This window comes from Leptospira alstonii serovar Sichuan str. 79601 (genome assembly GCF_000347175.1).
Taxonomy (GTDB): Bacteria; Spirochaetota; Leptospiria; order Leptospirales; family Leptospiraceae; genus Leptospira; species Leptospira alstonii.
In genome coordinates this window covers 48,480-71,069 of record NZ_ANIK01000003.1, presented here as the reverse complement: position 1 = coordinate 71,069, position 22,590 = coordinate 48,480, and the positions used below count along the sequence as shown (strand labels likewise).

Sequence of the window (22,590 nt, the reverse complement as noted above, 5' to 3'; positions counted from 1 at the left end):
TCTAAAATCGGTAAGCATTCTTTTTCCCACACCCTTTTGGAGGATTCCCTTGTATTCCCGAGCGAACGAAGATAACCCGGAAAATAAACCGGACAAAATCTCCCGTAAGCCGGATCTTTCCCAAAGCAAAAAAATGGGAAGGTTGTTGGAGACCCTCGCCGATAGCATTTTAGAAAACGATTCTACAAATATAGTTTTCTTGAATGAGATTCAAAAGAATAGATCGGAAAGTTCGATTCAAAGATAGAATCAAACTCAGTCACATCTCGAATCGGTTCCCTTACCCGGAGCCGATTTCTTATTTTTCTATCATTTAAATTTCGATTCTAATTTTCAACTTCAACTTTAACTTAAAATCCGATTATAAACCGATAGAAATTAGTAATTGCATATTTTATAATATTTCTGTATATACGATCTCATAGACGACCATCGCATCGATACTTGCATGTTTTTTAATGTTCCAATGAATTCGACTTATAAATGAAAGAGTCAATCGCATTCGATTTTTTTAATGTGAAAAAACATAAACCTTACACATATTTTAATTTTTAGCGGTTAGGGCGGCTCCGGCTTTTGGGCTCTGCCTAAAAGCCGGACCGGGCTCTCGGCTATAGTCAATAAATTGAGGAATAGTACGTTATATAAAATAACCTCTTCATTCGCAATTTATTGACTCCGCCTCCATCCCTTCCGCATCGTGCCTGTATACTTTCTGGTGGATAGGTTTCAGGAATCAGCTGTTAAAGTTTTTTGAATTTTATCTACGTCCACGCGTAAAAAAAACCGAGTTTACTGTTCGATTAAAACTGTGAGTTCTCACTTCAAAAGGATACTTTGCGGGTAAAATGGCAGATGGACTCGCCCTCTTCGCAGTCTCGCATCCCTGCTCGACTTTGCTCCGAGGCACTTCGTTCAGGCCTCAGCACTTCGTGTGCTTCGGTCGCATTTGCGACGCTCACTATGGTTCGCTGCAAATGCTTTCCCGAACTCGCGTTCGAGTCGTTGATTAGTGATTAAGAATTTTATTGAGAGGAAAAAGATGGTGCGGGCAGAGGGACTCGAACCCTCACTGGAAGCTTGGAAGGCTACAGTGCTAGCCATTACACCATGCCCGCGATTCGTGCAAAAATCATTTTTTTGCGGTTAGGGTACTTGTCAATCTAAAAGAAGATTTTTTAATATCCAATGAAATGAAAGAGTATAAAAACCTTTTTACCGATTCGATTCGAGACGAACTAAAATCTTTTGCGGAATATAGAGTCGCTTATCAAGAGATCTCGACGCTCAGGAATATCCTCAGCGTACTTCAGTGGGACTCGGAGATTACTTTGCCTGAAGATGGAAGAGAGGAGCGAGGTTCACAGATCGGACTTCTTTCCGGATTGATCCATTCAAAATATGCCGGTGAGAATTTTTACAAACTTGCGGAAAAAGCAAGAGATGAAAACGAACAAAAAACTCTGCCCGGTCAAGACGAAAGAAAAGTCGAGTTTGAAAGGTTGTTTCAAGACCTGGATCGCTCTCGTCGTCTTTCTCAAGAACTCGTCGAGGAATTTTCGGTTACTACAAGCCAAGCACATTCGGTTTGGGTCAAAGCAAAAAAGGAAAATCGATTTTCCGATTTTGTCCCGATTCTTTCTAAGATCGTAGACTTAAGTAAACAACAAGCAGAGTGTTACGGATATCGAACCGAAACGTACGATGCTTTACTTGAGAGCTACGAACCCGGTGAAAAGGCGGGAAATCTAGAAAAGTTATTTTTCAATTTAAAAAATTCCTTAAAACCTTTGGTCGAAAGGGGAAAGAACGTCGTTAATCCGTTTCCAAAAGAAATTCCGATCTTTCTTCAAAACAAATTGGGAGAAACCCTTCCCGGTATTTTAGGATTATCCCCTAAGATTTCGCGTTTGGACGCGAGCGAACATCCTTTTTCTACTTCCCTGGGAAGTAAGGATAAAAGAATCACAACACGTTATGACCTAAAAGATCCTCTTTCTTCTATATTCAGTATTTTGCATGAAACCGGACATGCCCTTTATGAAGTCGGAATATCCGAAATAGAAGGCGGTCCTTCTCCCCTGCACGATTCCGTTTCTTTGGGTATTCACGAATCTCAGAGTAGGCTTTGGGAGAATCAAGTCGGCAGATCCCGAGAATTTTGGGAGATGTATTATCCGATATTATTAGAAATTTTGAATATAAAAGAATTCGAACTCGGCTTCTCCAAACTTTTTTCTTACATCAATCAATCTTCTCCTTCTTTGATTCGAGTGGAAGCGGACCAAATCACTTACAATCTTCATATCATTCTCCGGTTTGAAATTGAAAGAGATCTGATCAACGGTAAAATTCAAGTCGTAGATCTTCCTGAAATCTGGAATTCCAAGATGAAAGAGATGTTGGGAATTAACGTGCCTTCCGATAAACAAGGAGTTTTACAGGATGTTCATTGGAGCGGCGGGGCTTTCGGATACTTTCCGACTTACGCGTTGGGCAACATTTATTCGGCCCAGCTCTTTCAGACTTTCTTAAAACAGAATCCGAATTTTCAAACGGAGGTGAAGGAAAAAAAGGACTTTTCTTCTCTTCTAAACTGGCTTAAAAAAAATGTTCACTCGAAGGGAAAATTTTATTCCGCCAACGATTTAATTCGTTCGGCTACGGGTTCCGACCCGGATTCCTCCCATCTTGTACAATACCTCGAAAAAAAACTTATCGAATTGGAATCGATCAATCATGGATGAAAAAGAAGAACTTACCGTAAAATCTTTTGAAGAACTTTCTTACTTTGATAATTTGGCTCTTTATTACCTCTGTAATGAAACCCCGCCTCAGACTCTCGCGTTGGCGTTTCTCATCGGAGATGGCAAGGTTTGCGGTTCCATGCTCGGTGTCCTCGAAGGAAAAAGAAGGGAATATATACATCAACTGATGGCCGAACAAAAGGACGCGGAAATTTCCAAAAAAGAATCCGCCGTTCAAGGTCTTTTGATCATTGCGGAAGGTTTAATCACGAGAAAACTGATCGAAAAAAAAGGAAAATTCTATTATGGAACTCAACGTTAGTCGGTCTTTGAGCGAATCGCGGAAAAACCGAGGAGAGTCCAAGCAATCAAAAATGAGACTCCTCCGAGCGGAGTAATCGCTCCTAATATTTTGATTCCCGTGATCGCCAAAACATACAAGGAACCTGAGAATATTAGAATTCCTGCAAGAAACAAGATCGAAGAAATCCAAACAAGCCGACTGTTATTTACATATCCCGTTAGAGTCAAAATCAAAGGAGGAATACTATGGATCAGATGGTACCGGTTCCCGGTTTCGTAGATTACGAGCATTTCCGGACTTAAAATGGATTTGAGAGAGTGCGCTCCGAACGCGCCTAAGGCGACTCCGAGAAATCCGGATAGGGAGGAAAGTAAGAGCAGTTTCCTTTGTTTTCTTGTCATATACTCAATCAAATCGAATTAGAATTCTTGAATAGCATAACTTTTAAATCGAATACATCTTTTCTGAATCAACCAAAATAAATAAGCCGTTTGCTCGATGTCCAACCTGGAATCGAACAAAGCTTTGATTTTATTCTTTTCCATTTCGTCCTTGAGTTCCTCATAAAAACTCGTCTTTCCGAAAACGAAGGAGACCGGAACCAAAGCCTCGCGTTCTCCCTGTTTCAAAGGAAGAATTAACGTTACTCCTCTTTGACAACCTTGACTTTGTCCCTCAAAACGAACGATTCTGTGTTTGGACCAATCCCAATCGTCCAACGATCCGTGGAACATATCTTTGTGAGGAAGAGAGGAAGTGGAATGGATAAATCCGTCGAATCCGAATAAACGCAATCGAGTGGATGCGTTTCCATAATGGATTGAAGGATCTTTAAAGTAAGTTCCCGCAATGGACACTCGATTTTCGGGGGATAAAAAGGCTTCAGTCGGATAAGGCATCGGATTTCGTCTAACGAGTGTTCTTCGGTTTCCGATCGGTAACGCACAGTTTAAAAATAAAATCGCACTTAACAAAGTTAAGGCGGAGGTTTTAACCAGGGTTTTCATACTTTTCTTTTTATTCTTTTTTCATCAATCGTTGCGGAAGTTTTACGCCGATTCCGGTTACTCTAGTACATTTATAAAAGTAGAAATTGAAAAATATCGATTTAACATAGTAGTCGGTTTGTACGTCGAAAAGAAGATCGGCTTTGTCTTGAATCGCATTTTGAACCGCGGCTTCGTAACTTTCATCGCCCGTATAAACAAGCCAGAACCAACCTTCGCCGCAGGACTGACCGGAAAGTTTTCCGACCGGATCCATTCCGCGAACGTCCGAGTAACTTTGAGAATAGAACCAGCCGGGAGTTTTCACATTTGTGTAAAGACAATTTCCCGTTATGATAGACGTAAGCAAAAGGACGAGGTAAAAACCCGTTCCGAAGTTGCGACGGAACTTGACGACTAAGAACGCGTCTCGAAGTTTTACAGTTCGATCCTTTTGATAAGGTAAAATTATTTTTTGGAACATGTCGTAAATTTTTATCGATAATATCTTCATTTCGTTGCCTTAAGTCGTTTTAACGTTTTCAAAAAGTCTGGATCTAAAAACTCAAAAGTCAAGGTAAAAGAATTAAGAACTAATTTTCGAAGGGAAAAAGTCGAGCGTAGATACGAGATAAACATTTCTCTTTTATAGATCGGATTTTGTTCGTTAATAAGAAGTATGTCGCTCGTTAAAGATTCGTTATGTTGTATTCGATCGGTGTCGAGGATTTTGTATAGAAGCAAAAGTTCTTAAATTCGACGTCGGTTTTGTCTTGACTCGGAAAAAATTCGAATTATCAAAATGAGAAATGCAGACTGACGATAAAAAATATATTCGTGTTTGGAAAAAGTTAAGCGTCTCCGAAGTTTCTTCTCAGTTGATGTTGATCGACGATTTGTATGGAACTTGCGGGAATTGTAAACGTCTCGGCTTAAATTATACGAAAGATAAAACTTGTCCCGAATGTAAAACCAAGTTTCTCTACTTGGCAACGAATTCGAAATCCCAAACCGAAATTTCGAAAATTCTCAATCGTCTTGAAAAAGAAAATCTGGATTTGATACTGATCGACCGGGACGATTTCAATCAGTCCAAAGCAAAGGACGCGGTTAAAGATTTGTTTAAACCTATGGAATGAATTTCTAAAACGGAATTTTAATTTTTTCCCTCTGTACGTCCGGATAACTTTAGGTTCGCCTTGAACGACATTGCGGTAATACGTAGAAAATCTAATATACTTACCTCAGGAATTTATACGAATTCCCGCGTTAGGGATGTGAAGCGTGCGTAGCAGTCCTCGTTAGAGGACCGAAGGCGTTAGCCGTAGCGCGTAACAAGCCCGGCCTGCGGTTTCTAAGTTAAACTTTTGTTTTGCCATTCATACAAACGCAGGAACGCCCGACCTTAAAATCGTTTTCGGCGCGGACATTCTTGGCCGTTATGCTTTATCGGAATTGAGAAGATTTTTCAAACCTTGAATCGTTCTTTCCAAATCCGAAACTTGTTCTTTCAACAAATCGCGATCCAAGACGGCTTTTTTATCGGCAGAATGAATTTCTCCATATCCTTTAGCCATTAAGCTATGAAACGATTTTTGAATATTCATCAGACCGATTTCCAAATCTTTCGGATTGAGTTCGTTCTTTCGTCTACGGATATTTTTCAAAAAGGAAAATCCGAAACGAAACAGAAAAACGGAATAAGCGGGAGTTAAAAGATAAATCGCGGTTAAAAGAACCGGCCCGAGATTCCAAGTTTGAGACAAAGTTTTATGAAAAAAAACTCGAAAGGTGGAAACGATTAACACGCCTAAGGTGTAATTGAAACGACTTGTGGTCGGCGAGATCGTATTGAACAGAAAAACCAGAACCAAAGAAAAGATTAAAACCAAAAAAAGATCCAAAGGAACGACGGAAAAAAGAATCTTTAAAAAAGAGGTAATTACTCCGATCGTATCCAGAAATGATTGGATGGACTGAGATAGGTTGTCAAAACTCGTTTTCAGATCTGAAAAAAAATCGGTAATTTGACTCATGAAACGGCTCCCAAAATTTTTCGGCTGGAAGAAACTCCAATTTTTCTTCGTGAAACTGCAAGAACTTTCCTTTTTGCGAAAACTCTATCTGGTTTATTCCGTTATCGGAATTTCATTTCTCATTTTGCACGAAAGCCATCTCCCTTTTTTTTTCGTTCTGCTTTTGGTTTCCGGTGCGTTCATCGTTGCGAGCGCCTTTTTCTTTTTAATCTCATTTGCATTCGGAAAACTGCTTCAGGAAGAGTCCGTTAAAAAATATAAAATTGGTCCGGACTTTACGACGACTTACGATACTGTTCGAGTTTTTTTAAATCCGATCGTGGAAACGATCGTGTTCGTTTCTTGTATCTCACTGCTTTTTTTTACGGATTTCTATTCCAATCGATCCGGTATTATTTTTATCGCGGTTTATTGCGTAGTAGGTTTTATTCTTCGCTTTTTGGAAAGTACGGTCTTTTATAGAATTTCCTTGTTCGGTTTAATGGTTTTGACCGCGGGACTTTTGAGTTTTAAATCGCTTCAGCAAGCGGAGATATTAACTTCTTATCTGCTTTTTAAACCGACTTGGGAACAAAAAGAACTTACGAATTGGAGTTACGATTCCGAATCCAGAATTTTGAAAAATTCGGATATTCAAGTTCAACTCACTTTGCCGGAAGATTTTTATTTTCACAATCCCAAAAACCTGACTTTGAAAGATCAAACCGGAACGGGGCAGATTGCGGGAATTATTTCTTCGAGCGAGACCGATCCGAATCGTTACCCTTCTCTTCGAATTTTTTATTTTCCGGAACCGTTTTTAGAAATCGATAAGATCAAACCCGAGTTCTGGAAATTTTTGGATCTTGCCGTCAATCAAGGCGAGATGATCGAATTACACGAGTTAGGTGAAGAGAATTTCGAGAAAAGAATGGATGGAGTTTTCTGGACTTATTATGATAATCTCAGACCGAGATATGCGAAGACAGGATTTTTTATCGCTTCGGGAGACAAACTTCCGGATTCTTTTTTGTTTCATATTTCGGAAAGTTTGGTTAAGGGAAAAGCCCACGAAGAGCCGGTCGAAAAAATTCTGCAAAGTTTTAAGAGAGAATAGGGAAGTTAGAGTTTGTCCGAGATCCTAAAATGTGGGAACTCATACGGGAACTTCCATCGAGAAGCCGTTTGAAGTCATAATCTTATTTACACTTTTACGGAGCTTCCAACTCAATGTTGTTCCTACGGTCGTAATATACCGACCCTACCGCAAAAATTATGGGAAATCCTCCGCTCAATATCATCAATTTTTTATAGAGATAAAAAAATATAAGAGGATCTGGACTTTACGAGATGATAAAGGTTTCCCTCGCCCTATGACTTTCTCTGGAAAAAGATCCATGCCGTTTTGGTCCTCTTTGAAACGAGTTCGAAACATAATCGAACATGGCGGCGCTTATTCTTTATTCGAGTCGCATGAAATTTCCTATCGGAATTTTATCGATCAATGGTTCCATGGATTAAAAAAGGATAATTTACTAGTTGGTATCAATTGGACCGGCAACGGGGCGATAGGATATGATCTCGAACCGAGTGAAGTATTAAAATATTTGAATAATTTATATTCCTAATATTTCTCTATGTTTTGGGTTTGAAGATCCTTACATTTTTCCGGGACGTTAAGCATTATCTCACAATATAAAGTTCCGAATTGATGCGGGCACTTCGATTTTTAAAGTCGTCTGTAAAACGTATTACGAAAGTCTTTTCCGATTTTGGGGTGTAAGACCGTATTCCGAAATTCAATTATAAAAGGGCGCGATAACCATGAATTCAGTTACAATCCATTTTCAGGCAACGGTCTGGATTTACCCCGGCAAGGGCGGATGGCATTTTTTGACGCTGCCGTCTACTACATCAAAAGAGGTGCGATCTTTATTCGATAAAACTCCGGGTTCCTGGGGGACGATTCCGGTGTTGGCTGAGATTGGCGCTACACGTTGGAAAACGTCGATCTTTCCCGAAAAAAATTCTACGAAGTTTGTTTTGCCACTGAAAGCGGACGTGCGTAAGAGGGAGAAAATCACGGTGGATCAGAAAATACGAGCTTCGATTACGATTCAGTTTTAATTCGGTCAAAAGATGTTTTTTGTACGCCAGAGCTCATTCCTTCGAGAAGGTTCAAAGCCTAAAAAAGCTAAAGGAACTTTATAAATTAAATAAATAGAATATTTAAAATTTTTTACTTAAAAAGTTTTTGGCCGATTACAGAAAGCGGATCGACCATCGTTCCTTGTACGCGCAGACCTAAATGAAGATGCGGGCCTGTGGACATTCCGGTGGAACCCACTTTACCGATCGGGTCTCCTTTTTTTACTTTGTCGCCTACTTTTACGCCCAATTCGGATTGATGCATATATAAAGAATAAACTTCCAAACCGTGATCGATTATCGTGAAGTTTCCTTCGTAATACATCGGTCGGGATAAGATTACGGTTCCGTCGTTGATCGCATAAATCGGCGTTCCGACTCCGCCTTTAAAATCGACTCCCCCGTGTGCTTTTCCCTTGGTTTTGTTATATATGCGTCTTTTATAAAACGGGCTTGTGAAGTGAACTTCCTGAACGGGATATACGAAATCGGATACGATCTGCATATCGGTCCTTGATTGGAATGCTGCGGCTTTTGTTTTGGAACACTCCGCAATGAAGTCTAACGTTTCCTGAGGAAGCTCCTGTGATGTGTATTTTTTATCCATCGTCAGGGAAGAGACTCTTGTTTCTGAAAAGCTCGTCTTGTGAATCGGAATTTCGTATTCTTTATAATCGTTTTTTCTAAAAAGATTTTTATCTTGAATTTCTAATATACCGTTTTTCTTGGAAAACTCGGGAGAGATAGGAATCCACGCGTATAAGACGGAATCGATCGTCGTATGAGGGATTTCTTTTTTTTCCCAGAGGATTTTGATTCTATCCAATTTGGAAAGAACCGTTTTTTCAGGAGTTAGTTTGAGAAACAATAACTCGCCTTGTGCAAACTTTCTGGTCTGAATGGAAAAGAAAAAAAGCGCTTCTTTCTTTTTGATGATCTCGGATTCCAGGTTTCCTTTTTCTACGTGTTTTTTCTTTTTTTCTTCTACTTCTTTTTTTACGTTTTTCTTGGATTTTTCTTTTGTTTCATTTTTGGAATCCAGACGAACCGTGTTTGCAAGTTTTATTTCTTTGGTTTTAGTTCCCGGCTTGTCCTTGGAAAATATCGTCTCGGCGTTTAAGAACTGAATTAGAAAAATAACGTAAAAAATTCTAAGATAGCTTTGCATCGTATCCTGCTATGATTTTAGATAAGTTAGGGAAGTACAATTTAAAAAACGATTTGGAAATAAATTGTAAACTTACTTTTTTACTTTGATAACGACATTAATTCGTTAAATCGAAAATATTTTTTGAAAAATCTCACCCTCTGATATGCCGAAAAGAATCAACATCGGACAGTTTTACGAAATTTTACGGTTTGCCCCAAAACTTAATTTTACATTATCAAAAAGATCAAGCTGCAAGGTTCTTATCTTGAGATCCAGGACTTATGGGGTAACGTTATGGCCCTCCCACGGATCGCTCATCTCAACTACGTTGAGAAACAACGCTTTCGTGAAACTCATACCTCACTTCAACTTTTAGGATTATTTTTTTCAATGCCTGAGAATTTAGTTTCATTTCGACAAATTTCCTTTACTTGGCGGCCTTAATTCCGCGGTTCGAAGACATAAGACGCACACGACGAAGCGAATTCGAACTACATCTTAAATTCATTTTTCATTTTCTTTGAAAATTACCTAAGCAAATTTCAGATTTTACCGATCCTTGATAACAGGGATCGGATAAAACAAATGAAACAAGAGGAATGGTTGGAGCAGCTTACGAAACTTTTCCAGGATGAGATTGATCTTTATTCAAACGTTTTGGAATTAGAAACACAGAAGTCAGCCGCAGTCGTTCAAGCCGACGGTAAATCTCTCGAAGTGATTACTAAAAGAACATACGAATTACTCGTGATGGCCGCCGAGATCGAAAGAGTTCGAATGAAGTCGATCGAAGAGGTGTATCGTTCTAAAAATTTCGCTCTTCCCGAAACCGGTGCGCCGACCTTATCCGATTTTTTAAACCGACTGGACAGGGATTCCAACTTTAAACTGAAAGAATACGGTTCTTCGTTGAAGTCCGTTTTACATCGTTTAAAAGAAAAAATTAAATCCAATGAAAAACTGATCCTGACTCGTCAGGAAATTCTTTCCCGAACAATCGACGCAATGAAAGAAAAAGTTATGGAATCCGGCGTAAGCACATACGGCTCCGGAAAAGAACCGGAACGCAAACAAGCTAAGAGACAATCTCTTATGCTCAACGCTTCGGCGTAAATCGGTCTTATATTTTCGTAACAGGAGGAAGCCATGGGATCCACATTTTCAGGACTTGAGATCGGAAAGCGGGGTTTAACCGCGCACCAACAAGCGCTTCAAACCACGGGTCATAATATTTCCAACGCGGATAACAAGCATTATGCGAGACAGAGGGTCACGATGACCGCAATGGATCCTTTATATGATCCTTCTTTGAATCGCGCTAATCTTCCCGGACAGATCGGACAAGGAGTGGAAATCGCATCGATCGAAAGAATTCGAGATAATTTTATCGACGATAGAATCATCGAAACTTCCGGTAACAAGGATTACTGGGCGGCTCGTAACGAATATCTTTATCAATTGGAAACGGTTTTTAATGAACCGAACGGAACCACACTCAGAACTTTGATGGATAAGTTTTGGTCTTCTTGGGAAGACTTGGCGAATTATCCCGAAGACAACGCGCATCGTTCCGTCGTTCTTGAAAAAGCAAACGGACTCGGAAGTAGAACCGAAGACGTGTATCGCAAACTCGCACAATTACGAGATCAGGCAAATCGCGAAATCGAAACGAAAACGTATCACATGAATACGATCGCCGAAAACATCCGCACTTTAAACGAAAGAATCGGCAAGTCGGAAGCCTTAGGCGATAGGCCGAACGACCTCTACGACAAACGAGACGCGTTGTTACAAGAGCTTTCATCGCTGGTGGATGTTACGATCGGACGTTCCGACGAGGACGAGTTGATGGTTTTTATCGGTCAGCAAATTCTCGTTCAAGGGAATAAGGCAAACAAAATCGATATACTCGGCAATCCGTCCAAAGACGGACTCCTGGATTTGTATTGGTCCGCGACCGGTGATCCGGTTCTTTTGAGAAAAGGAAGATTGCAGGGTCTGATCGAAGTTCGAGATAAGATCATCCGCGAGAAGATAGATCAAGTGGATTCACTTTCCATAAACGTAATGGACGCCGTGAACGAAATCCACAAAGACGGATTCGGGATCAACGGAAATACAAATCAAGCTTTCTTTAATATTCGTTCCTTATCCATCAACACATTCGGAGAATACGATTCCAACGGAGACGGTCAAAACGACGTCACCGCGATTTTTAGGGTTACCGGTAGAAATACGATCGATCCCGATAGGCCGATCGGAATTAACGGAACGATCAGTTTCAATCAATCGGATGTTAAAGAAGCTCCCGTTTTGATTCCTTATTCTTCCAATGATACGTTAAACGGAATCATTAAGAAGATCAACGCTTCTCGTTCCGGCGTTGTGGCTTACATGAATCACGACAACCAGTTGGCTTTGAAGGCGACGGTCGCCGACGATCATCCCAATAAGAATTTTATACTCAGACATTTGGAAGATTCGGGCGACCTTCTTGTGGGAATGACCGGCATCTTAATGGCGTCCGGCCCTTCGGGCGCTTACGATTATAAACGTCTCGGCGAAATCAACAAGCTGCAAGCGCGTTCCGAAGATATCACGCTGACTCCTCACTTCCATCCTTCTTCCCATTTTAGGGTGGCGGATTCAATCGCGAATAACGTTTCAAACATCGCGGCGGCTCGAGGTAAGGACGTGGGCGGAACCGGGGATTATAATTCGCCTGGCGGTCATAAGGACGGAAGAAACGCTTTGATGGTCGCATCCGCTTTGAGAAACAGTCCGGTCATGGTTGATTATTCCAAGACGACCGATGATTTCTACAATACTCTCATCTCGAAATTGGGAACGGAAGCGAGAGAAGCAAAACAAGAATTCGGAATTCAAAACGATCTGATGACCGAACTTGAAAACATGAGACAGTCGGTTATGGGCGTCAACTTGGACGAAGAAATGGCCAATATGGTTCAGTTCCAACATTCTTACAACGCGTCCGCAAAGATGATCAACACGATGAATGAAATCTTAGATACGATCATCAATCGATTGGGCGCTTAATCTCCCGTTAATACCGGCGAGTAAGGAGAGAATTTTATGATGCGCATTACGAACATGATGCAGAACAACAGTCTGGTTCATAATTTAAACAGACATCAGCTCAACATGGACGAGACTCAGAACCAACTTTCCACGGGACAGAGAATTCGTCTTCCTTCCGACGAGCCCGGTCGCGCGACCAATCAAATGTTCTTTCGGTCGAGACTCAACGAGCTTGATACGTTTCAGAGAAACATCGACGACGGGAACTCGCGTCTTCAACAAATAGACGGAGAATTGGACCGTATCGGTTCTTTGTTTCAAAGAGCAAGAGTTCTCGCCGTTCAAGCTTCCAACGGTATCTATCAGGGTGATAAGGGGTTCGAACTCGAGGTCGCGATCGGAAAAGAGATCGATGAGATCCTAAGAGCGTTAGTCGACATCGCTAACACGAGGGATGCAACCGGTCGTCCGCTATTTGGAGGACACGTAATTGAGAGGCCGCCTTTTGAACCGATCGAATCCAAGATCAAAGGTCTTCAAGGAATCGAATTAAAAAATCAATACATCGGCGTCGAATACCGAGGCGATATCGGAGAACAACTCAGGGAAATCGAAAAGGGAGAATACATACCAGTAACGATTCCGGGTAATAAGGTTTTCTGGGGAACGAACATGAGTATCACGAGCAAGGTGGATAACTCGGGATACGTAGCTTCCTCCGATCAGAAGTTTAAAATCGACGGAGTGGAAATTCACGTTTCGGCCGGAGATACGATCGATGATATCATCGATAAGATCAACAACTCCCCTTTGGAAGTGAAAGCCAATAAACTCGCTCAAGATAACATCAGTTTAAGTTCTACGGCGCCGCATCAGATCTGGATGGAGGACACGGAAGGCGGAACGATCTTAAGGGACATCGGTCTTGTCGATTCGGCGACTTCCGAACCTCCGAATAATTATTCCAAGTCGGCAACCGTAACCGGCCTTTCGGTTTTCGACGTGATGATCCAATTCAGAAACGATCTCATACAAAAAGATCAGGAAAGAATTTCGGGACGCGATCTTCAGGATTTGGACCTTGCGATGGAGAATATTCTTCGTTACCGCGCTATCGTAGGCGCGAGAATGAATCGAATGGATGAACACGCACAGAGAGTGGACTTTGACAAATCTTATATGACCGAACTTCTTTCCAAAAACGAAGGGGTCGATTTTCCCGAAACCATTATGAACATGAAGTGGTTGGAAACCGTCCATCAGTACGCTCTCAACGTCGGATCGAAGATTATTAAACAGACATTGATGGATTTTCTGAGATAAATCATAAAGATAGAATATTCAGAAACGAAATTTCGAAGGTAAAAATTTAGAATGGGAATCGAGATTCAAACAAAGCCGTTTGGGAAAATGCAAATATCGGAGAAACAAATCCTGTCCTTTCCGGAAGGATTGCTCGGATTTGAAGACTATAAAAAATTTGCGTTGATCGAGGAAGAAGAGGAATCCGTTTTTAAATGGCTTCAATCGGTCGAAGAGGTGGATCTTGCCTTTGTGGTAATCCCGCCTTCCCTTTTTAAAAAAGAATACAAACCTTTGATTCCGGAACAGGAACTACAGGGAATCGGAATCGTCGAGATGAAAGATGGTCTAACGTTGGTGATCGTAACGATTCCGGGCGAAGATCCTTCCCTCATGACCGCAAATATGCAGGGTCCGATTCTGATTAATAAGGAAACACTTTTAGGAAAGCAGTTCATATCAAGAAACGAATCTCATTCGGTTCGGGAAAAAATCCTTGAGTCGGCCGCCGTGGAGATGGGTTAAGTGCTGGTCTTAGCGAGGCGAACGAACGAATCGATCATGATCGGCGACGACATAGAAATCGTCATCGTGGATATAAAAGGCGACCAGGTAAAGATCGGCGTTAAGGCTCCGAGAAATGTTTCCGTTCACAGAGCGGAAGTTTATAAGGACATTCAGGAAGAAAATAAAAAGGCCGCAGGAACGAAAATTAAACCGGAGGATCTCGGTAAGATCGGAGATATTCTCAAAAGGAAAGATTCCGAAAAAAAAGAATAGTCCTACTTCAAATGCGCTTCGTAGGGCTATAACCTTATATGAGTTAGGTGATAGTAATTTCCATCCTGCCGGATTTCATCTTTCTAAGGACCGTTCGGCAAATTACATTATGAATCGATTGTGTATTTTCTTTCTTTCCGTTCTTTTGTTTTCCTGTTTTGCTGGAATTCGCAAGGAACTCAATTATTCAACCGATTCGATCGCGTTCTATTCTTTTGAAAACGGTCCCGATCTTCCTTCTTGGTTGGATCGTAACGTTTCCTATCTTCAAAACCAAGAAAGAAATAATTTTAAAAATTTAATCGCGGACGCATTGTATCAAATGGGAAACAGAAATGATTCCTTATTTAACGATTCAGCGCTGCGAATTTTTTCGAAAGAATTGAGTAAAGAGATCGGAGAGCGCTCCTACGAAAAATTCGAAAGCTCTCCGTCTCATACTTATCAACTTTGGATATTAAAAAAAGAAGATATGATCAATCCGGGGAGGAGAATACGGAGAACGGTATTTCTAATTTATCCAACGGACGATTCCATTCACTTTATCTTTTTTGAATTGAATCAATTCATAGATTTTCAAATCCCGTATACGTTTCAAGATTGGTCCAATTATTCGTTATCGGAATCGAATATCAAACCCTCATTGGAAGTTTTTATTCCGACCTCCGCAATCGGAACATTATCTTATTATAAAGACGTTATGGGCGAGCCTAAAAAATTTCACATCGTTTATAAAACTCGTATTTCAGCATCCGAGCAATATAAAATGAAAGAACTACGGAAAGAAACGGAAGCGAATGCGAAGGACGTCGAAAAAAGATTGATGGAACTGAAAAACCTACTCGATAAAAAATTGATTTCCGAAGAGGAATTTAAGAAAAAGCGGGAAGAGATTCTGAAATCACTTTAGGGTTTTTGAATTGAATTCGACAGAATCAATCAAACGGTTCATCAAAATATTTAAATGCCAAAGTATAATCTTCCGTAATTTTGCTCATTGCTAAATATAAAAAAAGAAAACAAATACAAACTACTTTAAAAAAGGATAAAGTATTTTCGAAGCGGAAGATATTTTAAAAAATCGGAGCGGCTCTGTAAAAAGCCGCTCCGAAGAGAATAGTGAAGAGAATTGGATTTTCCGTTTTGAGCGGTATAGGCCGGTTCAAAACGGAAAAGTTTCCAATAATGAACATATCCACCGAACTAAGCCTAAAAGACAAAGAAAAACCGATTGTACGGATCTATTTTTTGTAGAATCGCATTTTTTGGATTCGATTCGAAATAATTTATTGAGTATTTTTTATAAGATCGAACATTCTTCTATTACTCGGGTGAAGCGCCGTGTTTTATAAAAAAGAGCGCCTTTAACCGGCCGCTTTTCCCTCTTTCTCTTGACGGTCGGCTTCGAAAGCCACTTCCAACTGGCGCATCGAGTTTTTTGAGAATTTGATAAATTCCTTTTCATCGTCTCGAATTTGGAACTGCCCTTTCAAAGTCAATTCGTCGTGGGCTCTGAATTTTTTGACTTTTTTTTCCACTTCGGAATCCATAAAACCTAATTTGCTCAGCGTTTCCCCCGCCAATTCAAGCGCGGATGCAAAAGTGTCCCTGCGAATGATTTGAATCCCGAGTTCCATGAGTTTAAAAACGTGCTCTCGATTTCGCGCTCTTGCGATGATCGTCAAATTCGGGAAATGTTTTTTAACCAGTTCAGCGACTTTTACGGAAACATCTATATCTTGAATCGCTAATATAAATAAATCCGCATGTTCGGCGCCCGCCGATCGTAAAAGACTCAGTTTGCTCGAGTCTCCGTAATAGATCTTATAGCCGAATTTTCTTGCCAAGTTGACTTGGTCCGGATTGTGTTCCAACGCGGTAAAACCGATCCTATGAACGAACAGCATCCTAGCGATGATTTGCCCGAATCTTCCGAAACCCGCGACGATGACTCGGTTCTGTTCTTCAATCGCATCTTCCTCTAAATTTTGATTTTTTTTGAAAATCAATTCGGACGTTTTATCTTTGAGGATTCCTAGGATCGGAGTTAAACCCATGGAAAGAGTGACGACTGCAACGACTAAATCGGCTTTTTCTTTCGGAAGAATGGATAAGGATACGCTCACTCCTAATATTACGAACGCAAATTCCCCACCTTGGGAAATTGTCGCGGAGAGATTTAAGGAAACCTCTGCGGAATGTTTGGAAATTCTTCCTAAAAAATAAAGTATTGTCGCTTTAACGGACATTAAGAGGAATGCGAATAAAATCACAAGAATCGGGTCTTTTAATACTTCTCCTAGGTTGATCGACATCCCCACGGCTAAAAAGAATAATCCGAGCAGAAGACCTTTGAACGGTTCTAGATTGGATTCCAATTCGTGTCTGTACTCCGAGTCCGCAAGAATCACTCCGCCTAAAAAAGATCCAAGCGCCATCGATAGACCTACTTGATCCATAAGTAAGGAAACTCCGATCACGATCAGTAGCGACAAGGCCGTGAAAATTTCGTGATTTCCGCTGGACGCGACGAGTTTGAACAAAGGTCTCGCTAGAAATCTTCCCGCTAAAACGACCGCAAGAATCGTTCCGATAGCGATTAAAATTTGTTTCATACTTCCTTGCGATCCCGGATCTGCGACCGATTCCGCTAAAAACGGAAGTATCGCCATGATCGGAATTACGGCCAAGTCCTGAAATAAAAGGATCGCAAAAGCGCTTCTTCCGTGTGTGGTATTGAGTTCGTTTTTTTCTCCCAGTGTTTGAAGGGCGAAAGCGGTGGAAGATAATGAAATGCTAATACTGATTACGATCGCTTGGGACTTTTCCAGACCTAAAAAAGAAAGAATCATAAAAAAAACGAGCGAGGTTAGAGTTACTTGAAGTCCGCCTAAACCAAAAACGGGTCTTCTCAAGACCCAAAGTCTTTGCGGTTTTAATTCGAGTCCGATTAAAAATAAAAGTAAAACGACTCCGAACTCGGAAAGATGAAGTATGCTATCCACGTCGGCGATCAATCCGATTCCCCAAGGACCGATGATCGTACCGCCGATGAGATAACCTACGACGGAACCTAATCCGATTTTTTTAAAAAGCGGTACCGAAATTACCGCGGCGGTAAGAAATACGACTAGGGTAATGAGTAAACTATGATCTTGCATTTTTTATCCTACTGATTCCTACATAATAGGGTAACATCAATTTGAACACAAATCGTCGTTTAGACCCAGAATTTCTTAGGCCGAATTTACGTTAAAACACTTAGACTTTTCTCCTTAACGATCCGAAAACAATTTCATAAAAGAGATTGTGAAAGAATGCGCGTCTCCGGGCCATCGAGAAGAAACGTAATTTCCGTCCGTAATTGCATGACCTCTTTTCAGTCTTTTGTGATTATCTCTGAAAATCGGTTTTGGTCCGAAGTGAAAATCGTTCGGATCCTTTAAGGTCGACTTGACTTCCTCTTCAACGGATTGGGGATAAGTTCGATAATAATTTCCCAACCACAATCGCGTAAGATTCCAAGCCGCCATCTCCTGCGATTTTAGAAGCGCGGTCGTTTTTTTTCCGTAAAGAATGGATCGATCCGAACCGGGAAGTTTACTTCGAGCCGCTAAAACGACTCCGTGGCAAATCGCTCCCAACGGTTTGCCGGTTGCAAAAAACGAACCTACGAATTCTTGTAGTTCCTTTGATTCCAAGTATTCTTTCATTCCAGGAGCGTGTCCGCCGGGAAGAATCAATCCTTCAAAGTTTTCGGATTTTAAATCCTTATAAGACAAAGGATTTTGATAGTGAGGATCGGAGATCATTTCATCATAAGCGGCTCTCGCTTTTTTATGAGCGATCAAAATCGGTTTCCAAATTCCAAGGCCTTTGCCGGTGAGCATTCTAAAATCGGCCGATCCGGGTTTACCGTTCGGAGTCGCAAAGAAAACTTCATAGCCGTTTTCCTTTAAAATTTTCCAAGGAATCGAGCTTTCCGAAGGATCAAAATCAACGGAAGGTATCGGGATGAGAATCTTATACTTAGGGATCATAGGATCGATTCTAACCTTTCTTTTAAAAAATCAACACCTTAAAAAAAAGGATTCGGGCGCATGGTCGGGCTAAACATTTCGATAAAAAGAAAGCCTTTTTAAAACCGCCCGACCACCAGGCTCTCTGCTCTGGTCAAGTTATTGCAAAACGATCCGATCACGGGATGGGATTTTAAAACCCAATAACTTGACCTCGCTTCGATCCTTTGCGCGGGGATTTTTGTGGGTGTTCCGACTTTTCAAGGAGTTAGTGAATAGGGTTTAGGGGTAAGGACTTTACGTACATAACATACAGCTGTTCCTAATTCCTATCCACTCGTCCCTAACATCTAATATGCAAGTGTTCCGACAAGAATGAGGTTTTTTACTTGCAAAAAGTATGATTTTCTGATAGAGAAAAATCTCCGAAATTTTCCCGCCTCCTCTCCCCTCCACCCAAAATCAGGGTGGGGCCGATCTTTTCACAGAGGATTGTCGGAATTCCGACAGATTTATCTTGCGATCCTTTGCGCGGGGGGTTTACTAAAAAATCGATATAAGATTTCGGCTCGTTTTGTAATGGAAAAATCGAGTTTTGGGAATAGCCGTAAAAATTCTCTTGACTAAAATAAAAAATTTATATTTTATAAAATTAAATTGTGCACAATCTAAATGGAGATTGAAATGAACCAGACATTATATGATTTAACGGCAACTCTGAATAACGGCAAAGAACAAAAGTTGCAGGATTATAGGGGAAAAGTTCTGTTAATCGTAAATACCGCCAGCGAATGTTCTTTTACTCCTCAATACGCGGGTTTACAAAACCTGTATAGTAAGTACAAAGCGGAAGGATTGGAAGTTCTCGGCTTTCCTTGCGATCAATTCAAACATCAGGAACCCGGTTCGGACGAGGCGATCAAAAATTTCTGTCAAAAAAATTACGGGGTTGAGTTTCCGATTTTCAAAAAGATCGAAGTGAACGGCGATAACGCTCATCCAGTGTTTCGATTTTTGACAAAGAAGGCTTCGGGGTTTTTCGGAAATTCGATCAAGTGGAATTTTACTAAGTTCATCGTGGACAAAGAGGGAAACGTAATCAAACGTTATTCTCCCATTACGACTCCGGAAAAGATCGAAAAGGAAATTCAAGAGCTTTTAAAAAAATAAAAATGGGTCCCGCCTCGGGCAGATGAGACGAGCTTTTTATGGCCGCCAAAGATCTCTTTTTAGAAAATCAAATTTGTTTTCCTCTCTATGCTTGTTCGAGAGCGGTGACGGCGCTTTATCGTCCGATTCTCGACGAAATGGGTTTAACGTATCCTCAATATCTCGTTCTTCTTGTGTTATGGAAAGAAGACGGATGTAACGTGAAAGAGATCGGGAAAAAATTATATTTGGATTCCGGAACTTTGACTCCTTTGCTGAAACGTTTGGAAGATTCGGAGCTTGTTGTACGAAAGCGTTCCGAAGAAGACGAACGTTCGGTGCGGATTTTCCTTTCCTGGAAAGGAAAGAAGCTGAAAGAAAAGGCGGCCGGAGTTCCGACCAAACTTCTCGAGAACTTAGAAGTCGATAAAAAAAGTCTTACCGATTTGAAGAAAGATTTGGATCGATTGTTACTCGTTCTTTCCGAAAGAATGGAATAAGTTTTTTGTTCAAAGGGATTTGAGTTGCGAAATCGGTAGAAAGCCGGGAGATTTTCTAATATCAGAAAATCATAATTTTTGCAAGTAACAAATCTTCCTTTTATGGGAATTCCCGCAAAAATCCCTCTTTGGATCGTTTTGATTCCAAAATCTTTCTCAACTTAGTGCGGAGTCGCTAGATCTTCCCTACTCGAAACGAATGCCTTCTTCGAAGTCGGTTTTAAACCGAAAACCCAATTCTTTTTGAATTTGATCCGAGACGACGATCGAAGATTCTTGGATGTATTCCAAATTGATTTTCTTATTTGTAAATTTTGTTAAAAGTTTGTTAACGAGGTTGAATAAAAAAAGAATCCAACCTTTGAGTTTCAATCGGAGAAAAATTTTTCCGGGTTTCAGTTTTAAAAAAAGAATTTCTACGTCTTTGGAAGATAAGGCTCTCGGATGGGCGACGTTGAATACTTTTCCGGATGATTTATTCCATTTTTGTAATATTATTAAAATGGCGGCGACTACGTCGGAAGAATGAACCATGGATTTTTTAAAGTTCGGATTTCCGGAATAAAGAAGAATTCCGTATCGAAATAATTTCAGAAGTTTATTCAAAAAACTTTTATTGGTGGGCCCGTAAACCGATGCGATTCTGAGAATTACAAAAGGGTTTTTGGATTTTCGCACCAGAGATTCGCATTCAATTTTTGAAATCGCGTAAAACGTATTTCCGTTTAACGCCGATGTTTCGGTAACCGGTCGATTCGAAAATCCGTAAACGGAAGAGGAACTCGAAAATAAAATTCTCGTCGTCCGATTTTTGGAAGCGAATTGAAGAATTTTTCGGGTCGAAAGTTCGTTTCCTCTTCTATACTCTTCCAAAGTATCCGCTTCACCGCTGACCTTTCCCGCAAGATGAACGATGAATTCCGGTTTTTCATTGAGGGAAATTTCCGAATCGTTTTCAAGATCGACTTCGTAAAAAACAAAATTGGAATGAAATCGAATCGTATCCGGAAAGGAGGAAAGTTTTCTTCCGATACAAACCGCTCTGTAAGTTTTGAGCAATTCCGGAACGAGTATTAGGCCCAGGGAACCGCTACCGCCGGTCACTAAGATCGTTTTTATGGAAACGCCTTTCTCGTTCATGCGACCATGATGATTCTTTGATAAGGATAAAGAAGAATTTTTTGAACTTTACTTCGATTTTTACTCTCGACAGATCAAAAATAAGAATCATAGTCGTGGATCAAAATCCAAACTTAGGGAAGATTACGATGAAAAAAATTTTTTCGGCACTTTTGATCTTAACTTGTATCTCGGCGCTTTCTTTTTGCAGTTCCGAAGATAAAAAACAACCTCCTAGACAAGAGTTTCAACCTAACTCCGATATCAGAACGTTCGAAGTCGGAATGATAAAAGAAGGAGACAAACGAATCAAAGCGGAAGCAGTTTTGGGAACTCCGTCCGTGGAACTGAACACGCAAGACGGCGCGGTCTTGGAATGGTACTTGGTTTCCACCGATTATCAAAAGAATTCTTATAAAACTCTGACTGAAAGACCCGCGTCGATCACGGAAGATACGAAGTTCATCAAACTTACGATCGATAAGAAAGGCGTGATTAAAAAGATGGAATATAAACTTTAAACAAAGGGTTTAATCCGCAGTATCGTCTTCCAGTAGATCCAATCCCGCGAGTCCGACTAAAAAGTCGAGAAGTTCCACGGGGTTGAATCCGATTCTAAGTCCGACATAAAGACCCAAATAAATTTCCATCTGATAAAGAAAACTTTTCGGATAACCGTCCTTCTTTTTGTTAAGCGCTTGTAACGCGTTTTGAACGGCCGGATCGTTTCGATCGAAATTTTGCCCTTCGATAAATCTTCTGTAAAACTCTTCCTTCTTTCTCTTTCTTCTTTCCGCGACGGGAATATTGTAAAAGGAAAGATAACGCAGTTTTTGGCTTTTGATATTGTATCTTTCGTTTAGGAATTCCGGAACCTGATCGCCGGGTGTTTTTGAGTTTTCCGAATTTTTTAATTCTTCGGCGGCTTCAGAAGAAATTTCTTCGGACGATTCTTCCGTTTCGGATGTTTGTGTTTCCACTCCCAAAGGAAAAAAAGTATCACCTCCTAAAATTCCAAAGATGAGTTGTTGCGATCGATACGAACCGAAGTAGCCGCCTCGAAGTCCGTAACCTTTTCCTAAATCTCTTTTTCCCGGCGAAGATTCTCCGCCTTGAAAGACAAACCCCGCCGCTAAAGGACCGATCCGGAGTCCCGCACCGTAACCCGGAGTTTCCACTCCCGCCGTAAAGATGTCTTTGAGATCGTTTTTTCTGTTTTGAAGATACGTGGCACAATTGGTCGAACTGATAAAAAAATAACTTAAGAATAATAGAAAAAGAAAAAATCCGTTGTGCTTCTTTTTGAAATTCGATAAATTCACAAACCCACTC

The 22,590-nt window shown here is 40.7% G+C and carries 25 protein-coding genes and 1 tRNA gene; 16 read left to right on the top strand and 10 right to left on the bottom strand.

Annotation, left to right across the window (positions count from 1 at the left end):
* Positions 1–49 precede the first annotated feature (49 nt).
* Complete coding sequence (locus tag LEP1GSC194_RS00650) at positions 50–247, top strand: hypothetical protein (RefSeq protein WP_020771854.1); 198 nt, start codon at positions 50–52, stop codon at positions 245–247.
* A 796-nt stretch (positions 248–1,043) separates the two neighbouring features.
* On the opposite strand, the gene LEP1GSC194_RS00645 is transcribed toward LEP1GSC194_RS00650, so the two are convergent.
* Positions 1,044–1,118: transfer RNA gene (locus LEP1GSC194_RS00645), tRNA-Gly, on the bottom strand.
* A 75-nt stretch (positions 1,119–1,193) separates the two neighbouring features.
* On the opposite strand from LEP1GSC194_RS00645, the gene LEP1GSC194_RS00640 reads away from it, so the two are divergent.
* Positions 1,194–2,747, top strand: a complete 1,554-nt coding sequence (locus tag LEP1GSC194_RS00640) for a carboxypeptidase M32 (RefSeq protein WP_020771824.1) — start codon at positions 1,194–1,196, stop codon at positions 2,745–2,747.
* Positions 2,740–3,069, top strand: a complete 330-nt coding sequence (locus tag LEP1GSC194_RS00635) for a hypothetical protein (RefSeq protein ID WP_020771814.1) — start codon at positions 2,740–2,742, stop codon at positions 3,067–3,069. Before LEP1GSC194_RS00640 ends, LEP1GSC194_RS00635 begins: the two co-directional genes overlap by 8 nt.
* Here the strand turns inward: LEP1GSC194_RS00635 and LEP1GSC194_RS00630 are convergent.
* Genes LEP1GSC194_RS00630 through LEP1GSC194_RS00620 form a run of 3 tightly spaced genes read right to left on the bottom strand, consistent with a single transcriptional unit; the run spans position 3,066 to position 4,407 of the window.
* Positions 3,066–3,452, bottom strand: a complete 387-nt coding sequence (locus LEP1GSC194_RS00630; protein WP_020771743.1) for a DUF423 domain-containing protein — start codon at positions 3,450–3,452, stop codon at positions 3,066–3,068. The genes LEP1GSC194_RS00635 and LEP1GSC194_RS00630 overlap by 4 nt on opposite strands.
* An 18-nt stretch (positions 3,453–3,470) precedes the next feature.
* A complete protein-coding gene (locus LEP1GSC194_RS00625) occupies positions 3,471–4,058 on the bottom strand; it encodes a hypothetical protein (RefSeq protein WP_020771880.1) in 588 nt (195 codons plus the stop codon).
* Between the two features lie 10 nt (positions 4,059–4,068).
* Positions 4,069–4,407 carry a TRL-like family protein gene (locus LEP1GSC194_RS00620; protein ID WP_036040578.1) on the bottom strand — a complete coding sequence of 113 codons (339 nt, stop codon included), beginning with the start codon at positions 4,405–4,407 and terminating at the stop codon, positions 4,069–4,071.
* 439 nt (positions 4,408–4,846) lie between these two features.
* On the opposite strand from LEP1GSC194_RS00620, the gene LEP1GSC194_RS00610 reads away from it, so the two are divergent.
* Positions 4,847–5,176: a hypothetical protein gene (locus LEP1GSC194_RS00610; RefSeq protein ID WP_020771997.1), complete on the top strand. Its 330-nt coding sequence runs from the start codon at positions 4,847–4,849 to the stop codon at positions 5,174–5,176.
* A gap of 300 nt (positions 5,177–5,476) precedes the next feature.
* On the opposite strand, the gene LEP1GSC194_RS00605 is transcribed toward LEP1GSC194_RS00610, so the two are convergent.
* Positions 5,477–6,073 carry a hypothetical protein gene (locus LEP1GSC194_RS00605; protein ID WP_020771797.1) on the bottom strand — a complete coding sequence of 199 codons (597 nt, stop codon included), beginning with the start codon at positions 6,071–6,073 and terminating at the stop codon, positions 5,477–5,479.
* On the opposite strand from LEP1GSC194_RS00605, the gene LEP1GSC194_RS00600 reads away from it, so the two are divergent.
* The 3 genes from LEP1GSC194_RS00600 to LEP1GSC194_RS00590 all read left to right on the top strand — a co-directional run bounded on the left by LEP1GSC194_RS00600 (position 6,072) and on the right by LEP1GSC194_RS00590 (position 8,179).
* On the top strand, positions 6,072–7,169 hold the full coding sequence (locus tag LEP1GSC194_RS00600; protein WP_020771806.1) for a hypothetical protein: 1,098 nt from the start codon (positions 6,072–6,074) through the stop codon (positions 7,167–7,169). The genes LEP1GSC194_RS00605 and LEP1GSC194_RS00600 overlap by 2 nt on opposite strands.
* A 133-nt stretch (positions 7,170–7,302) precedes the next feature.
* Entirely contained in the window at positions 7,303–7,680 is a 378-nt protein-coding gene (locus tag LEP1GSC194_RS00595; RefSeq protein ID WP_036040575.1) for a DUF2750 domain-containing protein, read from the top strand.
* A 196-nt stretch (positions 7,681–7,876) separates the two neighbouring features.
* Positions 7,877–8,179, top strand: a complete 303-nt coding sequence (locus LEP1GSC194_RS00590) for a DUF1905 domain-containing protein (protein WP_017810282.1) — start codon at positions 7,877–7,879, stop codon at positions 8,177–8,179.
* A 112-nt stretch (positions 8,180–8,291) separates the two neighbouring features.
* Here the strand turns inward: LEP1GSC194_RS00590 and LEP1GSC194_RS00585 are convergent, their stop codons facing one another.
* Entirely contained in the window at positions 8,292–9,368 is a 1,077-nt protein-coding gene (locus LEP1GSC194_RS00585; protein WP_020771799.1) for a M23 family metallopeptidase, read from the bottom strand.
* Between the two features lie 567 nt (positions 9,369–9,935).
* Between LEP1GSC194_RS00585 and LEP1GSC194_RS00580 the strand changes: the two genes are divergently transcribed.
* The 6 genes from LEP1GSC194_RS00580 to LEP1GSC194_RS00555 all read left to right on the top strand — a co-directional run bounded on the left by LEP1GSC194_RS00580 (position 9,936) and on the right by LEP1GSC194_RS00555 (position 15,381).
* On the top strand, positions 9,936–10,463 hold the full coding sequence (locus LEP1GSC194_RS00580; RefSeq protein ID WP_017808575.1) for a flagellar protein FlgN: 528 nt from the start codon (positions 9,936–9,938) through the stop codon (positions 10,461–10,463).
* A 33-nt stretch (positions 10,464–10,496) separates the two neighbouring features.
* The gene (flgK, locus tag LEP1GSC194_RS00575) at positions 10,497–12,407 is read left to right on the top strand and encodes a flagellar hook-associated protein FlgK (protein WP_020771844.1); all 1,911 of its coding nucleotides are present in this window, start codon (positions 10,497–10,499) and stop codon (positions 12,405–12,407) included.
* A 39-nt stretch (positions 12,408–12,446) separates the two neighbouring features.
* Entirely contained in the window at positions 12,447–13,712 is a 1,266-nt protein-coding gene (locus tag LEP1GSC194_RS00570) for a flagellar hook-associated protein 3 (protein ID WP_021064489.1), read from the top strand.
* A gap of 51 nt (positions 13,713–13,763) precedes the next feature.
* On the top strand, positions 13,764–14,216 hold the full coding sequence (gene fliW / locus LEP1GSC194_RS00565) for a flagellar assembly protein FliW (RefSeq protein ID WP_020771961.1): 453 nt from the start codon (positions 13,764–13,766) through the stop codon (positions 14,214–14,216).
* A complete protein-coding gene (csrA, locus tag LEP1GSC194_RS00560) occupies positions 14,217–14,471 on the top strand; it encodes a carbon storage regulator CsrA (RefSeq protein WP_036040488.1) in 255 nt (84 codons plus the stop codon).
* 109 nt (positions 14,472–14,580) lie between these two features.
* Positions 14,581–15,381: an LA_1326/LA_4305 family lipoprotein gene (locus LEP1GSC194_RS00555; RefSeq protein WP_020771841.1), complete on the top strand. Its 801-nt coding sequence runs from the start codon at positions 14,581–14,583 to the stop codon at positions 15,379–15,381.
* A gap of 454 nt (positions 15,382–15,835) precedes the next feature.
* Here LEP1GSC194_RS00555 and LEP1GSC194_RS00545 read toward each other — a convergent pair whose 3' ends face one another.
* Entirely contained in the window at positions 15,836–17,632 is a 1,797-nt protein-coding gene (locus tag LEP1GSC194_RS00545; RefSeq protein WP_020771845.1) for a monovalent cation:proton antiporter-2 (CPA2) family protein, read from the bottom strand.
* 114 nt (positions 17,633–17,746) lie between these two features.
* Positions 17,747–18,511: a type 1 glutamine amidotransferase domain-containing protein gene (locus tag LEP1GSC194_RS00540; RefSeq protein ID WP_020771778.1), complete on the bottom strand. Its 765-nt coding sequence runs from the start codon at positions 18,509–18,511 to the stop codon at positions 17,747–17,749.
* Positions 18,512–19,174: 663 nt separating this feature from the next.
* Here LEP1GSC194_RS00540 and LEP1GSC194_RS00535 point away from each other — a divergent pair.
* Both LEP1GSC194_RS00535 and LEP1GSC194_RS00530 read left to right on the top strand, forming a co-directional pair.
* Positions 19,175–19,660, top strand: coding sequence for a glutathione peroxidase (locus LEP1GSC194_RS00535; RefSeq protein ID WP_020771860.1), 486 nt, complete (start codon positions 19,175–19,177; stop codon positions 19,658–19,660).
* A 38-nt stretch (positions 19,661–19,698) separates the two neighbouring features.
* Entirely contained in the window at positions 19,699–20,139 is a 441-nt protein-coding gene (locus LEP1GSC194_RS00530; RefSeq protein ID WP_020771790.1) for a MarR family winged helix-turn-helix transcriptional regulator, read from the top strand.
* Between the two features lie 186 nt (positions 20,140–20,325).
* On the opposite strand, the gene LEP1GSC194_RS00525 is transcribed toward LEP1GSC194_RS00530, so the two are convergent.
* The gene (locus LEP1GSC194_RS00525; protein WP_020771874.1) at positions 20,326–21,279 is read right to left on the bottom strand and encodes an NAD-dependent epimerase/dehydratase family protein; all 954 of its coding nucleotides are present in this window, start codon (positions 21,277–21,279) and stop codon (positions 20,326–20,328) included.
* A gap of 95 nt (positions 21,280–21,374) precedes the next feature.
* On the opposite strand from LEP1GSC194_RS00525, the gene LEP1GSC194_RS00520 reads away from it, so the two are divergent.
* Positions 21,375–21,779: an LIC13410 family lipoprotein gene (locus LEP1GSC194_RS00520; protein WP_086005130.1), complete on the top strand. Its 405-nt coding sequence runs from the start codon at positions 21,375–21,377 to the stop codon at positions 21,777–21,779.
* Positions 21,780–21,788: 9 nt separating this feature from the next.
* Here the strand turns inward: LEP1GSC194_RS00520 and LEP1GSC194_RS00515 are convergent, their stop codons facing one another.
* The gene (locus LEP1GSC194_RS00515; RefSeq protein ID WP_036040568.1) at positions 21,789–22,580 is read right to left on the bottom strand and encodes an LIC13411 family adhesin; all 792 of its coding nucleotides are present in this window, start codon (positions 22,578–22,580) and stop codon (positions 21,789–21,791) included.
* Positions 22,581–22,590 lie beyond the last annotated feature (10 nt).